The sequence below is a fragment of the Burkholderia sp. BCC1047 genome, assembly GCF_902833155.1.
Classification (GTDB): domain Bacteria; phylum Pseudomonadota; class Gammaproteobacteria; order Burkholderiales; family Burkholderiaceae; genus Burkholderia; species Burkholderia sola.
Genome location: NZ_CADFEH010000042.1, coordinates 56,576 through 69,497 on the forward strand (window position 1 = coordinate 56,576; position 12,922 = coordinate 69,497).

The 12,922-nt window shown below is 68.0% G+C and carries 16 protein-coding genes; 9 read left to right on the top strand and 7 right to left on the bottom strand.

Annotation, left to right across the window (positions count from 1 at the left end; all coding sequences use genetic code 11):
* Positions 1-82 precede the first annotated feature (82 nt).
* Both HWX55_RS31230 and HWX55_RS31235 read left to right on the top strand, forming a co-directional pair.
* Positions 83-361: a DUF4148 domain-containing protein gene (locus HWX55_RS31230; RefSeq protein WP_124557425.1), complete on the top strand. Its 279-nt coding sequence runs from the start codon at positions 83-85 to the stop codon at positions 359-361.
* Positions 358-627, top strand: a complete 270-nt coding sequence (locus HWX55_RS31235; protein WP_175978508.1) for a hypothetical protein — start codon at positions 358-360, stop codon at positions 625-627. Before HWX55_RS31230 ends, HWX55_RS31235 begins: the two co-directional genes overlap by 4 nt.
* Here HWX55_RS31235 and HWX55_RS31240 read toward each other — a convergent pair.
* The 3 genes from HWX55_RS31240 to HWX55_RS31250 all read right to left on the bottom strand — a co-directional run bounded on the left by HWX55_RS31240 (position 555) and on the right by HWX55_RS31250 (position 3,461).
* Positions 555-1,697: an FAD binding domain-containing protein gene (locus tag HWX55_RS31240; protein WP_175978509.1), complete on the bottom strand. Its 1,143-nt coding sequence runs from the start codon at positions 1,695-1,697 to the stop codon at positions 555-557. The genes HWX55_RS31235 and HWX55_RS31240 overlap by 73 nt on opposite strands.
* A gap of 41 nt (positions 1,698-1,738) precedes the next feature.
* Positions 1,739-2,614 (bottom strand): alpha/beta hydrolase, encoded by an 876-nt coding sequence (locus HWX55_RS31245; RefSeq protein WP_175978510.1) that lies wholly within the window; start codon positions 2,612-2,614, stop codon positions 1,739-1,741.
* Positions 2,615-2,741: 127 nt separating this feature from the next.
* On the bottom strand, positions 2,742-3,461 hold the full coding sequence (locus tag HWX55_RS31250) for a TetR/AcrR family transcriptional regulator (RefSeq protein WP_124557429.1): 720 nt from the start codon (positions 3,459-3,461) through the stop codon (positions 2,742-2,744).
* Between the two features lie 239 nt (positions 3,462-3,700).
* Here HWX55_RS31250 and HWX55_RS31255 point away from each other — a divergent pair, with 239 nt between their 5' ends.
* Together HWX55_RS31255 and HWX55_RS31260 are read left to right on the top strand one after the other, a co-directional pair.
* Positions 3,701-3,841, top strand: a complete 141-nt coding sequence (locus HWX55_RS31255) for a hypothetical protein (protein ID WP_175978511.1) — start codon at positions 3,701-3,703, stop codon at positions 3,839-3,841.
* Complete coding sequence (locus HWX55_RS31260) at positions 3,823-4,560, top strand: YoaK family protein (protein ID WP_050017619.1); 738 nt, start codon at positions 3,823-3,825, stop codon at positions 4,558-4,560. The genes HWX55_RS31255 and HWX55_RS31260 overlap by 19 nt, the downstream gene beginning before the upstream one ends.
* A gap of 173 nt (positions 4,561-4,733) precedes the next feature.
* On the opposite strand, the gene HWX55_RS31265 is transcribed toward HWX55_RS31260, so the two are convergent.
* The 3 genes from HWX55_RS31265 to HWX55_RS31275 form a co-directional block, all read right to left on the bottom strand.
* The gene (locus tag HWX55_RS31265) at positions 4,734-5,642 is read right to left on the bottom strand and encodes a LysR family transcriptional regulator (RefSeq protein WP_175978512.1); all 909 of its coding nucleotides are present in this window, start codon (positions 5,640-5,642) and stop codon (positions 4,734-4,736) included.
* A 109-nt stretch (positions 5,643-5,751) separates the two neighbouring features.
* Positions 5,752-6,030, bottom strand: coding sequence for a XapX domain-containing protein (locus HWX55_RS31270; protein ID WP_175978513.1), 279 nt, complete (start codon positions 6,028-6,030; stop codon positions 5,752-5,754).
* Between the two features lie 142 nt (positions 6,031-6,172).
* Entirely contained in the window at positions 6,173-6,331 is a 159-nt protein-coding gene (locus HWX55_RS31275) for a hypothetical protein (protein WP_175978514.1), read from the bottom strand.
* Between HWX55_RS31275 and HWX55_RS31280 the strand changes: the two genes are divergently transcribed.
* The 5 genes from HWX55_RS31280 (at position 6,330) to HWX55_RS31300 (ending at position 11,871) form a co-directional block, all read left to right on the top strand.
* Positions 6,330-7,016 carry a hydrolase gene (locus HWX55_RS31280; RefSeq protein WP_034175518.1) on the top strand — a complete coding sequence of 229 codons (687 nt, stop codon included), beginning with the start codon at positions 6,330-6,332 and terminating at the stop codon, positions 7,014-7,016. The two genes, HWX55_RS31275 and HWX55_RS31280, sit on opposite strands and share 2 nt — an antisense overlap.
* Positions 7,017-7,184: 168 nt before the next feature.
* Positions 7,185-7,352 (top strand): DUF1427 family protein, encoded by a 168-nt coding sequence (locus tag HWX55_RS31285; protein ID WP_014725963.1) that lies wholly within the window; start codon positions 7,185-7,187, stop codon positions 7,350-7,352.
* A 19-nt stretch (positions 7,353-7,371) separates the two neighbouring features.
* Positions 7,372-9,264 carry an amidohydrolase gene (locus HWX55_RS31290; protein ID WP_175978515.1) on the top strand — a complete coding sequence of 631 codons (1,893 nt, stop codon included), beginning with the start codon at positions 7,372-7,374 and terminating at the stop codon, positions 9,262-9,264.
* 172 nt (positions 9,265-9,436) lie between these two features.
* A complete protein-coding gene (locus HWX55_RS31295) occupies positions 9,437-10,390 on the top strand; it encodes a glyoxalase (RefSeq protein WP_175978516.1) in 954 nt (317 codons plus the stop codon).
* Positions 10,391-10,404: 14 nt separating this feature from the next.
* Positions 10,405-11,871 (top strand): alginate export family protein, encoded by a 1,467-nt coding sequence (locus HWX55_RS31300; protein WP_175978517.1) that lies wholly within the window; start codon positions 10,405-10,407, stop codon positions 11,869-11,871.
* 28 nt (positions 11,872-11,899) lie between these two features.
* Here the strand turns inward: HWX55_RS31300 and HWX55_RS31305 are convergent, their stop codons facing one another.
* Entirely contained in the window at positions 11,900-12,805 is a 906-nt protein-coding gene (locus HWX55_RS31305; protein ID WP_175978518.1) for a LysR family transcriptional regulator, read from the bottom strand.
* Between the last annotated feature and the right edge of the window lie 117 nt (positions 12,806-12,922).

The following is a 12,922-nucleotide window of genomic DNA, read 5'->3' on the forward strand; positions in this document are numbered from 1 at the left end:
CCACTCCTCATCGCATCGATGCGGAGCGGATGTCCGGCCTGATCTGCGGACGCGAACACGCTATCTTTGAGAGGTGAAGGTCATGAACAAGCTGATTCGTGCAGTCCTGATTTCCTGTGCGCTGAGCGCACCGGTCGCCGCTTTTGCGCAAACCGCCGACCATACGGTCACGCGCGCCGACGTGCGCGCCGACCTGGTTCGGGCCGAGCGCGACGGTACGGTGCCGACGTCGAACTGGGACTATCCGCCGAGCACGCAGACGATCGCGCGCAATCGCGAGCTGTATGCGATCGCGCATGGCGACAGCCACACGGCAATGGCCATGACGTCGGCCGCCGTGTCGACCGCGAGCGCGCAATGAAGCGGGCCGCCATATCGATACGCGTGACGGGGCTGGCGATCGCCGCGTGGCTTGCGGCGGCCGCGGCCCCGGCTTTCGCGCGCGGGCAGCCGCAACTGCCCGATGACGACGGCGGGCGCGCCAGCGTGCTGCGCGCGTTGAACCCCGACTTCGATCCGCACCGCGCGGCGCTCGACCTCCGACCGGCGAGCCGTCACGCCGCGCCCATCAGCCGCGCGCCGAGCGCGATCCCGCGCGCGGACAACAGCGCGCTGGCCGCCCGCTGACGGGCGTCCCAGCCCGCCAGCGCGGCGTCGAACGCGACGCCGCGTGCGACGTCGCGCAACGCTTCGGCGAGATCGACCGCGTTGTCCGCCGCTTTCGCGACGCCCCCCGCGGTGTGCGGGCGCACGATGCACGCGGCGTCGCCGAGCAGCACCGCGCGGCCGAACGCCATGCGTGCGGCCGCGAGATCGACGATCGCCTGCGCGAACGGCGCGGCGGTCGCATCGACGAGCGCGGCGAGTGTCGGCGCGAGCATCCGGTCGGCGGCGTCGACGAGTTCCGCGCGGTTGTCGTCGCGCATCGCGCCGGGCGGCAGCGACCCGTCGCGCTGCGTGCCGTCGCGCGCGAGGAACAGCGACGGCAGCCGGTCGGACGCGAGCCGCCGGTACCACACCCAGTTCACGCGCCGCCCGCCCGGTTCGGTCGCGCCGTCGGCGCCGGGCACCAGATAGGTGAGGAACAGGTGCCGGTCGCCTTGCTGGAACGTGAAGCGTTCGCGCAGCATGATCAGCACCTGCTCGGGCAGCGCGCGTTCGTCGACGAGCCCGCGCCACGCGACATAGCCCGCGTACGCCGGCTGCACGTCCGGCAGCAACTGCGCACGCACCGTCGAGCGGCCGCCGTCCGCACCGATCAGCAGGTCGGCCGTCTCGGCGCGGCCGCTCGCGAAATGCGCGACGATCCGCTCGCCGTCCTGCTCGAACCGCTCGAATGCGTCGCCCGCGTGGATGATTTTGGCCGGCAGCGCATGCTTCAGCGCCGTGTAGATCACGTTCCACCCCGTCTGCGTCTGCGGCATCGCGAAGCGCTGCACGATCCGGTCCTGCGCGTCGACGTAGATCCGGTCGACCGAATCGACGCCCGCGTCGCGCGGCAGCGCCACGCCGCCGAACGCGAATGCGCGCTCGATCGGCGGCTGCAGCACGATGCCGCCGCCGCGGCTGTCGAGTGCGTGCGGCGATTGCTCGAAGACGCGGACGTCCCAGCCGGCCGCGCGCAGCGCGGTCGCCGCAAACAGCCCGCCGACCGATCCGCCGGCGATGACGGCCTTGCGGCCCGATCCGTGTTCCATCCGATGGTCCCTCGATGATGCCGCGTGCGGCGAACGGCGCATCAGCCGCCCCAGCCGCGCAGGAAATCGAGCAGCAGCGCGTTCACGCGCTCGGGCTGCTCCTCGTGCGGCAGATGTCCGCACTGTGCGATCGGCTCGGCGCGCAGGTGGGTTGCCATGCTTTCCCACACGGCCTTCATGTCGAACATTTTGCCGACCGCGTAGAAATCCTCGCCCCAGATCGCCATGGTCGGGCACGCGATCCTGACGTCCGCATCGACGAGGTCCTGCTGTACGTCTTCCGCGTTCGCGCGATAGTCGGCCAGCGCGCCGCGCACGGCGCCCGGACGCCGATACGCGCGCACGTAGGTGTCGAACGCATCGCCCGAGATCGCGTGCGGGTTGTAGCACCAGTCGGCGAAAAAATAGCTGAGCCATTCGGCTTCCTTGCCGGCGATCAGCGCCTCCGGCAGGTCGGGCACCTGGTGGAACAGGAAAAACCAGTACGCGCGGGCCGTTTCCGCGGTCATGTTCTGCGCGACGATGCGCGTCGGCACGTTGTCCATCACGACGAGCCGGTCGACACGTTCGGGGAAGTCCTTCGCGAAACGCGTCGCGACGCGTGCGCCGCGGTCGTGCCCGACGAGCGCGATGCGCCCGATGCCGAGCGCATCGAGCAGCGCGGCGACGTCGCGCGCCATGTTGCGCTTGTCGTAGCCGGCCGCGGGCTTGTCGGTTTCGCCGTAGCCGCGCAGGTCGGGCACGATCACGCGATAGTGCCGTGCCAGCGCCGGAATCTGGAAGCGCCACGCGAAGCTGGTTTCGGGGAAGCCGTGCAGCAGCACGACGACGGGCCCCGCGCCGGCATCGATGACGTGCTGGCGGATGCCGTTCGCCGTAACGGTGTGGTGGGTCGGTGCAAGCGTGTCGGTCGTCATGGGGAATCCCGGTTGTGCGGGCGGTGCGCGATACGGCACGCGTCCGATGCTGTCCGAGGATAGGGCAAGTGACGTGCGTCGCGGCTGAATCGTTCTGAACCGGCCTGAGCGCCACGCCACGCCGGCATCACTTGCGGCGGGGGCGCTTGCCGGATGCGTCGGACGCCACACGCTGCAGCGCGGCCGGCGTGCCGTTGAGGAACGCATCGATCTGCCGTTCGATTTCCGCGTCGAGATCGTCGGGCACGGGCAATCCGTATACCCACTTGCGCACGCCGAGATAGAAGATGCTCGCGTGCAGGCTCCACACCAGTTCGATTTCCGCGTTGCGCTGCGCTTCCGACGCCGGTGTCGCGATGTCGTACGCATGCCGCAGCTCGCGCAGCACCGGCAGGAACACGCGTTCGCGCAACCGCGACAGATAGCGCGTATTGAAGCCCTCGCGGCTGAGCCCCGCGAAGATGAACGTGCGGATCCATTCGCGCCGCAGGATCGTCTGCGCGTACGACCGGTAGAACGCGACGAGCCGCTGCTGGAGCGGAACCGAGCGGTCGGCGATCAGCTTTTCCCACTCGGGGTCCCACGTGTAGACCTCGTCGTATACGCGATCGATCAGCGCTTCCTTGCTCGGGAAATACCGGTAGAGCAGCGGCTGGGTCACGCCGATCTGCCGCGCGAGCTCGCGCGTGCTGCCGGAGAAACCGTGGGTCGCGAAGTGTTCGACCGCCTTTTCGACGATCTGTCGTTCGCGTGCTTCCGGCGTGAGGCGGCGGCCCGATGTGCCGGCGGTGTCGTCGGCGGTCGTCCCGCGCGCACGGGGCGCTGCATTGCGCTTGGTCTCGGTCATGCGTCGGCTCCTGAATGGGCCATTCTGCACTTATCGATCGAAAAATAGCAAGGCGCGCCCCGGCGAGGGGCCGCGCGGCAGGCCGCGAAGGCGGGCGTCGTGCCGCGCGCGGTTCGGCGGTTTCAGATAATTTCAGGTCGCCGCCATGACTTTCAGGCCCGCATTCCCTACGCTTGCTCCCGAACCGCTGCACGAGGCCGAAGCCCTTCGGCCGGCCCGCGGCGCAACCGGAACGGACCATGGCTTACCTGACCTCGCCGGGAGCCGGCATCGCAGTCGGCTTCCTGCACCCCCTCGTGCGCGTGCTCGCTGCGCGGGTCCGCGATGCGGACACCTTCGATAGAACCGCGGAAGCCACGACATGCAGCCCGCGCAAGTAACGGCAGCGGGCGCGGCGGCCCCCGATCATCTGCGCGGCGAGGATGTGTTCCTCGCCTCGATCGCCGGCTATGTCGACACGCTTGGCTTCGTCGCGCTGTTCGGGCTCTTTACCGCGCACGTCACCGGCAACTTCATCCTGATCGGCTCGGGCCTCGCCGGTGTCGGCCAGGGGCTGATGATCAAGTGGCTTGCGTTTCCGGCGTTCATCGCGGGCATCGTGGCCGCCCGCCTGCTCGATCACCGGATGCGCGTGCGCGGGCATGGCCCGCGGGCGTGCTCGCTGTATGCACTGCAGACGATCCTGCTGGCCGGCTTCATGCTCGCGGGTGTCGCGGCGTCGCCGATCGGCAGCGCCGATGCGCCCGCGACGATCGTCTGCGGGCTGCTCGGTGCGGCGGCAATGGGCGTGCAGAACGCGCACGGCCGGCTGACCGCGCGCACCGTCGTCGCGAACACCGTGATGACCGGCAACGTCACGCAGGCGGTCATCGATGCATTCGACTGGCTCGTGCCGATCGCCGCGCCGGCCGAACGGGAAGCCGCACGCGCGCGGCTGCGACGCACGCTGCCGCCGGTTGTTGGTTTCGCGATCGGCGCGGGCGCCGGCGCGACCGCGTACCTGTACGCCGGGTTCTGGGCCCTGGCGCTGCCGCTTGCGGCGCTCGGCTTCCTCACCTGGCGATCCGGCCGCGCCGGCGAGCCGTCCGCGTCGCGCTGAACGCCGATTCCGCACGCGGCGTCGGCTGCGTGCGCCACCGGGGCGGCGGCGAAGCCGCCCTGCGTTTCTTCATTTCATTCAACGCCGACTTCGAGAACCGCTTGATTGATGCAGCTTGATTGATGCAGGTCGGCAAGCGCGAGACCGCTCGACCGTTCGCGGAAAGCGCAGCGTCACGCGCGCGCGGTGAACCGGTCGACGAGGTCGTGGTGACCGAGCTGTTCGACCCACCACCGTAGCGCGCGTCCGGCTTCGTCGGCGCGCCACGCGATATAGCAATGGGTCGTGTCGCGCATGCCGGTGACTTCCCGCGCGACGAGCCTGCCTTGCGCGATCGCGGGCGCCGCGATGCAGTCCGGGAGGGTACCCACCGCGAGTCCTTCGCATTGCGCGGCCAGTTTCGCGGCGAGCGTCGGCACCGCGAGATACGGTTGGCCGGCGTCAAGCGCGACCGGCTGCGGCTGAAGTTCGCGGGACGTGTCGGAGATCACCGCGCCGCGATACGCGACGATCGACGTCATCGACAGCGGTTCGGGCAGCGCCGCGAGCGGATGGGTAGGGGCGACCGCGAACACGTGCCGGAGCGTGCCGATGGGCTGCGCGACGATGTCCGGCAGTTCCGGAGGCTCGCCCGCCGCGCCGACGATCAGATCGGCCCGCCGCGAAATCAGCGCATCCCAGGTGCCGCCGAGCACTTCGGTGGAGAAGCGCAGTCGCGTGTCCATTTCAAGATCGTAGAACGCGTGAACGTATGGCCACATCATGTCGAACGGCAGTATCTCGGCGATGCAGACACGGACTTCGGTTTCCCAACCTTGCTGCGCGCGCTGCGCCTTCCGTTCGAGCTGTTCGGCGGCATGAAGGAGACGGCGACCTTCCTCGACGACGACGCGGCCCGCATGCGTGAGCTTCGCACGACGCCCGCTGCGATCGAACAACGCGACGCCGAGATCGCTCTCGAGCTTCTGTACGACGTATGTCAGTGCGGACGGCACGCGGTGCACCAGCTCTGCCGCGTCGGCAAACGTACCGGTGCGGTCGATCGCGTCCAGTGCCTCGAGTGCTTCGAAAGACAGCTTCATGGCGAGTTTCGCTACGGCAAGGGCATCAGGCGATGTCGCGCCGTCGGGCGACGCTGATTCCAATACTGTTCACAACGGTCCGCCGCCGCATTCGCTCGACGTCCGCCTGTCACGTCGGTGTCGATTCGCTGCGCTTCACGGCAGCGTCGGCGTGTGCGCCGGGCAGCGCGCCGAACATGTGCTGGCTGCACTTCGCGTCGCGCCACGCGGTTCCCAGTCGGATCCCGTCGAACATCCGTCGCACCACGGGAAGGATCTGTTCGCCGGCCAGAATGCCGAGCAGGCCCACCAGGGCGACGGCGGGCGGCGCCGGCGATTGCACGCCGATCAGCGCGTAAACGACGCCGGCGAGGATGCCGGCGAGCAGTGAAGCAATGTACGGTTTCATGGGTCTGGAATGGAATGACGGCCGTTTAAAAATACGGATGAATACCGGGCTGGCGTCGATCCGAAAGTCTTGGGCCAGCCTATCAGGTCTGCGCGTTCGTCGTCAGCGCATTCAATGAAATTCAGATCTTTTCAGTCTGAATTCAGCGCGTGGCGAGAATCAGAACAATTAACTGGTGCGGTCGCACATTCGCGTATTGAATGACGCAGGCCCGGTTGCCGGCACCGCGCATTGGACGCTTCGCGGATTCGTCGGCCAGGCGAGTCTCATCTTTCTCTGCGTCAAAGGACATCACCATCATGAGCAACCCCAAGCTTGAAGTACTTACCCCGCACAACAGCCAGCTGATCTTCATCGACCAGCAGCCGCAAATGGCGTTCGGCGTGCAGTCGATCGATCGCCAGACGCTGAAGAACAACGTCGTCGGCCTTGCGAAGGCCGCGAAGGTCTTCAACATCCCGACCACGATCACGACGGTCGAAAGCGAGAGCTTCTCGGGCCACACGTATCCCGAACTGCTCGACGTGTTCCCGAACCAGAAGACGCTCGAACGCACGTCGATGAACTCGTGGGACGACCAGAAGGTGCGCGACGCACTCGCCGCGAACGGCCGCAAGAAGGTGGTCGTGTCGGGCCTGTGGACCGAAGTCTGCAACACGACGTTCGCGCTGTGCGCGATGCTCGAAGGCGACTACGAGATCTACATGGTCGCCGACGCATCGGGCGGCACGACGCAGGCTGCGCACGATATCGCGATGCAGCGCATGGTGCAGGCCGGCGTGGTGCCGGTCACGTGGCAGCAGGTGCTGCTCGAATGGCAGCGCGACTGGGCGCGCCGCGAGACGTACGACGCGGTGATGGCGATCGCGAAGGAGCATTCGGGCGCATACGGGATGGGCGTGGACTACGCGTACACGATGCTCCACAAGGCACCGCAGCGCACCGCGACGCCGCACGAGTCGATTGCGCCGGTTCCGGCGAAGTAAGTGAAGACGGCCGGTAACGGCTGATGCCGGTGCGGCGGGTTCGACGCGAACGCGCCGCATGGGCTCCATTGCCGCGGGCGGCGGACGTGACCGAAACACGAATGCCGCCCGCGGCATGCTGGTCGAAACACTGCGCCTGCATTTGAATTTGTCCGGGAGATTTATCGCATGGAACCTTATCTGGTTTCCCTTGGTGCGGGCCTGCTGATCGGTGTGATTTACAGCGCCATCAAGGTTCGCTCTCCCGCACCGCCGCTGATTGCGCTGGTCGGGTTGCTCGGCATGCTGATCGGCGTGCAAGCCCTACCCACCGTCAAACAACTCTTTGGCTTCTGATCAACAAGAGGTGATGCATATGACCGCAACCGTGACCCAACCGGATCTGATCCTGCACAACGGACGATTCACGACGCTCGACCGCGCGAACCCGGTCGCGACCGCCGTCGCGATCAAGGACGGCCGCTTCGTCGCCGTCGGCAGCGAAGCGGACGTGATGCCGCTCGCGGGCCGCGCGACGAAGGTGGTCGATCTCGGCGGCCGCGGCGTGCTGCCGGGTCTGATCGACAACCACTGCCACGTGATTCGTGGCGGACTGAACTACAACATGGAACTGCGTTGGGACGGCGTGCCGTCGCTCGCGCTCGCGATGGAGATGCTCAAGCAGCAGGTCGCGATCACGCCCGCGCCGCAGTGGGTGCGCGTGGTCGGCGGCTTCACCGAACATCAGTTCGTGGAGAAGCGGCTGCCGACGATCGAAGAACTCAATGCGGTCGCGCCGGACACGCCGGTGTTCATCCTGCACCTGTACGATCGCGCGTTGCTGAACGCGGCCGCGCTGCGTGTCGTCGGCTATACGAAGGACACGCCGGAGCCGCCGGGTGGCACGATCCTGCGCGATGCCGCGGGCAACCCGACCGGCCTGCTGCTCGCGAACCCGAACGCGACGATCCTCTACGCGACGCTCGCGAAGGGGCCGAAGCTGCCGTTCGAGTATCAATACAACTCGACGCGCCATTTCATGCGCGAGCTGAACCGGCTCGGCGTGACGGGCGTGATCGACGCGGGCGGCGGGTCGCAGAATTATCCCGACGATTACGAAGTGATCCGCAAGCTGCACGACGCGGGCGAGATGACGATCCGGATCGCGTACAACCTGTTCACGCAGAAGCCGAACGCGGAGAAGGAAGACTTCGTGAACTGGACGAAGAGCGTCAAGTACCACGACGGCACCGACTACTTCCGCAACAACGGCGCCGGCGAGATGCTGGCGTTTTCGGCGGCCGACTTCGAAGACTTCCGCGTCGCGCGTCCGGACCTGCCCGCGCAGATGGAGGACGATCTCGAAGGCGTCGTGCGCGTGCTCGCGGAAAACCGCTGGCCGTGGCGCATGCACGCGACCTATGACGAAACCATCAGCCGCGCGCTCGACGTGTTCGAGAAGGTCAACGAGGACATTCCGCTCGACGGGCTGAACTGGTTCTTCGATCACGCGGAAACGATCACCGAGCAATCGATGGACCGGATCGCCGCGCTCGGCGGCGGTATCGCGGTGCAGCACCGGATGGCGTACCAGGGCGAATACTTCGTCGAGCGCTACGGCGCGCAAGCCGCGGAGGCGACGCCGCCGGTCGCGAAGATGCTCGCCAAGGGGCTCAAGGTGTCGGCCGGCACCGACGCGACGCGCGTTGCGTCGTACAACCCGTGGGTATCGCTTTCGTGGCTCGTGACGGGCAAGACGGTCGGCGGCATGCGCATGTATCCGCAGCGTAATCTGCTCGATCGCGAAACCGCGCTGCGGATGTGGACCGAGTATGTGACGTGGTTCTCGAACGAGGAAGGCAAGAAAGGACGCATCGCGGTGGGCCAGCTTGCCGACCTGGTGGTCCCCGATCGCGATTTCTTCGGGTGCGCGGAGGACGATATCGCCGCCACGACCGCGTTGCTGACGGTGGTCGACGGGAAGATCGTGTGGGGCGCGGGGCCGTTTGCGTCGCACGACGCGCCGATTCCGCCGGCGATGCCGGACTGGTCGCCGGTGCGCGAATTCGGCGGCTATGGCGGTTGGGGCGCGACGCAGCGCAACGGTGCGCCGCTGCAACGCGCGGCGGCGGCCGCAGCGATGTGCGGCTGCGCGAACGAATGCAACCTTCACCAGCATGCGCACGCGAGCGCATGGGCGAGCACGTTGCCGACGTCGGATGCGAAGAGCTTCTGGGGCGCGTTCGGGTGCTCGTGCTGGGCGATCTGATATCGCGTGCATACCGCTTTCAACGCCCCGGCATGGGTCCGCACGCTGCCGCTCGCGGTGCGCGCGTTTCTCGCCTGTCGTCCGGGCCGCCCGGATGAGCGGCCTGCATCCCGCTGAATCGGAATCCGCGCGCGGCGCCACGCCGCGCGCGTCAACATCACGGAGAAAACCAATGAGTTCATTCAACCTGCGCAACCTGCTGCGCATGACCGCCGCGTCGTCGGCCGTGCTCGCCGCGCTGCTGGCCGGCGCGCCGGCATTCGCCGACGAAACCCACCTCGACGACATCGCGTCGCCGGCCGCCGCCGCGCGCTCCCCCGCGATCGCGGTCGGCCCGCAGTACGACACGACCCACGTGTGCGTCGCGCCGGAAGACTTCGATCGCTTCACCGACAGCTTCGTCGCGACGTTCGGCGGCAAGAAGTCGAAGCAGGGCGTATTCCAGGTCACGCCGACGCCGAGCCAGACGATGTCGCAGCTCGTGCTGACGCCGGTCGGCACGATCTCGGTATTCGGTTTCAAGACGCCGATCCCGTATCCGTTCTGCGAGGAACGCACCGGCTATCTCGTCACCGACATGGACGTCGCGGTGAAGTCGGCGCGCGCGCATGGCGCGGACATCGTCGTGACGACGTTCCCCGACCCGATCGGCCGCGACGCGATCGTCCGGTGGCCGGGCGGCGTGAACATGCAGCTGTACTGGCACACGCAGGCGCCGAACTACGACCCGCTGCAGACGGTGCCGGAGAACCGCGTGTACGTATCGCCGGAAAGCGCGAGCAAGCTCGCACGCAACTTCGCCGCGTTCTCGCACGGCAAGATCGTGTCCGACGTGCGCCATGCGCCGGGCATCGAGATCGGCCGGCCGAACGATACGTACCGCCGCATTCGCATCGAGTCGGGCTTCGGCAAGATGACCGTGCTCGCGACCGACGGCCACCTGCCTTACCCGTTCGGGCGCGAAATGACGGGCTATGAAGTCGCCGATCTCGCCGCGACGCTGAAGCAGGCCGAAGCCGCGGGCGTGACCGTGCTCGTGCCGCCGTTCAAGTCGGACGGCCGCGATGCGGCGCTCGTGCAGTTCTCGGGCGGCTACGTCGCCGAAATCCACGCGCGGTCGAAATGACGGTGCGCCGGCCGATGAAGCGATCGTGGCGCGGCGCGCTGCCGTGCGTCGTGCTGGCGGGCGGCGCCGCGTTGCACGCGGGATCGGCCGTCGGCGCCGATGCCGATGCCGATGTGGCGGCAGCCGGCGCGGCCGCGTCGCCGGCCGCCGCCGCCGCGGCGTGCACCGCGAAGCGCCCGACGGTGTCGTTCAACCGCTGGCAGGAAGACTGGTCGGTGCTCGCGAATCCGTGCGTGCCGCGCAAGCCGTTCGACGCGCTGAAATACATTCGGCTTGGCGACGATCCGTCGACCTACCTGTCGCTCGGCGCGAACCTGCGCGAGCGCTTCGAACTGAACAACGCGCCGCTGTTCGGCCTCGGCGCCGCGCACGACGACAACTACGTGATCCAGCGCGCGAACGTGCATGCGGACCTGCGCTATCGCGGGCACTTCCAGGCGTTCGTGCAGTTCGTCGATGCGCGGCCGTTCGGCAAGGACACGGTCGGCCCGGTCGACAAGGATCAGCTCGATATCGAGCAGGCGTTCGTCGCGTACGTCGATCAACTGGGGCCCGGCACGTTCAAGACGCGGATCGGCCGGCAGGAGATGGCGTTCGACTTGCAGCGCTTCGTGTCGGTGCGCGACGGCCCGAACGTGCGGCAGGCGTACGACGGACTGTGGACCGATTACGAAATCGGCAAATGGCGCTTGATCGGCTATGTGACGCGCCCGGTGCAGTATCGCAATGCGGCCGTGTTCGACGACGTGTCGAACCGGCACCTGCGATTCGACGGCGTGCGCGTCGAGCGCACCGCGACGGGGCCCGGCGATCTGTCCGCGTACTGGTCGCGCTATACGCGCGACAACGCGCGCTATCCGGATGCATCCGGCACCGAGCGGCGCGACGTGTTCGACATGCGCTACGCGGGCAAGACCGACGGGTTCGACTGGGACGTCGAGGGGATGCTGCAGACCGGCCACGTCGGGCAGGACACGGTCGGCGCGTGGGCGTTCGGCGCGCTGGGCGGCTACACGTTCGCGAAGACGGCCGGCACGCCGCGCGTCGGCATCCAGGTCGACGGCGCGTCGGGCGACGCGCATCCGGGGGACCGGCGCGTCGGCACGTTCAACCCGATGTTTCCGAACGGCTATTACTTCACGCTCGCCGGCTACACCGGATACAGCAACCTGATCCACGTGAAGCCGTCGCTGACGTTCAAGCCGGCCAGATCGGTGACGGTGCTCACCGCCGTCGGCTTCCAGTGGCGGCAGACGACCGCCGACGCGATCTACGGGCAGGGGATGTCGGCGGTGCCGGGCACGGCCGGCAAGGGCAGTGCGTGGACGGGGATGTACGCGCAGGCGCGCGTCGACTGGCTCGTGAACGCGAACGTCGCGCTCGCGCTCGAGGCCGTGCACTTCCAGCTCGGCTCGTCGATTCGCGCGCTCGGTGCGCGCAATGCCGACTATCTCGGGATGGAAGCGAAGTTCGGCTGGTGACGCGTCGCGTCGCCCCGCGCCGCACGTGTCAGCGCTGCGCGCGGGCGAGCGATTCGACGAAATCGATGAACGCGGTCACGCGCTTCGAGCCGCGCTGGTTCGGCAGGTACAGCGCGGTGACCACCGCGCGCGCCGAGCCCGGCGTCACGTCGTACTGATCGAACAGCCGCTGCAGGCGGCCCGCTTCGAGGTCCGCGTCGACGAGCCAGTCGGGCAGCAGCGCGATACCGGCGCCGTCGAGCGCGGCCTCGCGCAGCACCTCGCTGTGATTCGATTTCAGCCGGCCGGTGACGACGACCTGCGTCGTGCGTTGCGCGCCGGCGAACGTCCACGTCTGCTGGTCGACGCCGAAATGAAAGCGCAGGCACGCGTGATCGACCAGTTCGCCCGGCGTCGCGGGCGTGCCGTGCGCGTCGAGGTACGCGCGGCTCGCGACCACGTAGCGCCGGAACGTGCCGAGCGGCCGCGCGACGACTTCCGCGGTCGGGGCCGCGTCGCCGAGCCGGATCGCGACGTCGATCCGCGCGGACACGAGATCGACGCGTTCGTCGGTCAGTTGCAGGTCGAGGTCGAGCTTCGGATGGCGCGCGACGAACGCGGCGACGTGCGGCGCGATGCGTCGCAGCCCGTACGCGACCGGGACCGACACGCGCAGCGGCCCGGACGGCGCGTCGCCGCGGTCGGCCACCAGCGCGTCGGCATCGGCGAGTTCGCCGAGCACGCGTTTCGCTCGCGCATAGTAGACGGCGCCCGCGTCCGACAGCGTGACCTGCCTCGTGGTGCGGTTCAGCAGCACGGTGCCGAGCGATGCCTCGAGCGCATCCACTGCGCGCACGACGGACGAAGCGGCGAGATCGAGCCGGCGCCCCGCGCTCGAGAAGCCGCCGGCTTCCGCCACTTCGACGAATGCGCGCAGCGCGGAAAATTTGTCCATGGGGTTGCTAGCAGGCTGTTGAAATTGGATACGGTGTAAACGGGCGTTGCGAGCGGTGCGTTAGAGATATCGTGTTCATGATCTTGGGCAGACGAGAGCGATGCGCGGAATGGACGA

Coding starts and splice junctions, on each gene's coding strand:
- HWX55_RS31230 (WP_124557425.1), top strand. CDS start 83: ATGAACAAGCTGATTCGTGCAGTCCTGATTTCCTGTGCGCTGAGCGCA.
- HWX55_RS31235 (WP_175978508.1), top strand. CDS start 358: ATGAAGCGGGCCGCCATATCGATACGCGTGACGGGGCTGGCGATCGCC.
- HWX55_RS31240 (WP_175978509.1), bottom strand. CDS start 1,697: ATGGAACACGGATCGGGCCGCAAGGCCGTCATCGCCGGCGGATCGGTC.
- HWX55_RS31245 (WP_175978510.1), bottom strand. CDS start 2,614: ATGACGACCGACACGCTTGCACCGACCCACCACACCGTTACGGCGAAC.
- HWX55_RS31250 (WP_124557429.1), bottom strand. CDS start 3,461: ATGACCGAGACCAAGCGCAATGCAGCGCCCCGTGCGCGCGGGACGACC.
- HWX55_RS31255 (WP_175978511.1), top strand. CDS start 3,701: ATGGCTTACCTGACCTCGCCGGGAGCCGGCATCGCAGTCGGCTTCCTG.
- HWX55_RS31260 (WP_050017619.1), top strand. CDS start 3,823: ATGCAGCCCGCGCAAGTAACGGCAGCGGGCGCGGCGGCCCCCGATCAT.
- HWX55_RS31265 (WP_175978512.1), bottom strand. CDS start 5,642: ATGAAGCTGTCTTTCGAAGCACTCGAGGCACTGGACGCGATCGACCGC.
- HWX55_RS31270 (WP_175978513.1), bottom strand. CDS start 6,030: ATGAAACCGTACATTGCTTCACTGCTCGCCGGCATCCTCGCCGGCGTC.
- HWX55_RS31280 (WP_034175518.1), top strand. CDS start 6,330: ATGAGCAACCCCAAGCTTGAAGTACTTACCCCGCACAACAGCCAGCTG.
- HWX55_RS31275 (WP_175978514.1), bottom strand. CDS start 6,331: ATGATGGTGATGTCCTTTGACGCAGAGAAAGATGAGACTCGCCTGGCC.
- HWX55_RS31285 (WP_014725963.1), top strand. CDS start 7,185: ATGGAACCTTATCTGGTTTCCCTTGGTGCGGGCCTGCTGATCGGTGTG.
- HWX55_RS31290 (WP_175978515.1), top strand. CDS start 7,372: ATGACCGCAACCGTGACCCAACCGGATCTGATCCTGCACAACGGACGA.
- HWX55_RS31295 (WP_175978516.1), top strand. CDS start 9,437: ATGAGTTCATTCAACCTGCGCAACCTGCTGCGCATGACCGCCGCGTCG.
- HWX55_RS31300 (WP_175978517.1), top strand. CDS start 10,405: ATGAAGCGATCGTGGCGCGGCGCGCTGCCGTGCGTCGTGCTGGCGGGC.
- HWX55_RS31305 (WP_175978518.1), bottom strand. CDS start 12,805: ATGGACAAATTTTCCGCGCTGCGCGCATTCGTCGAAGTGGCGGAAGCC.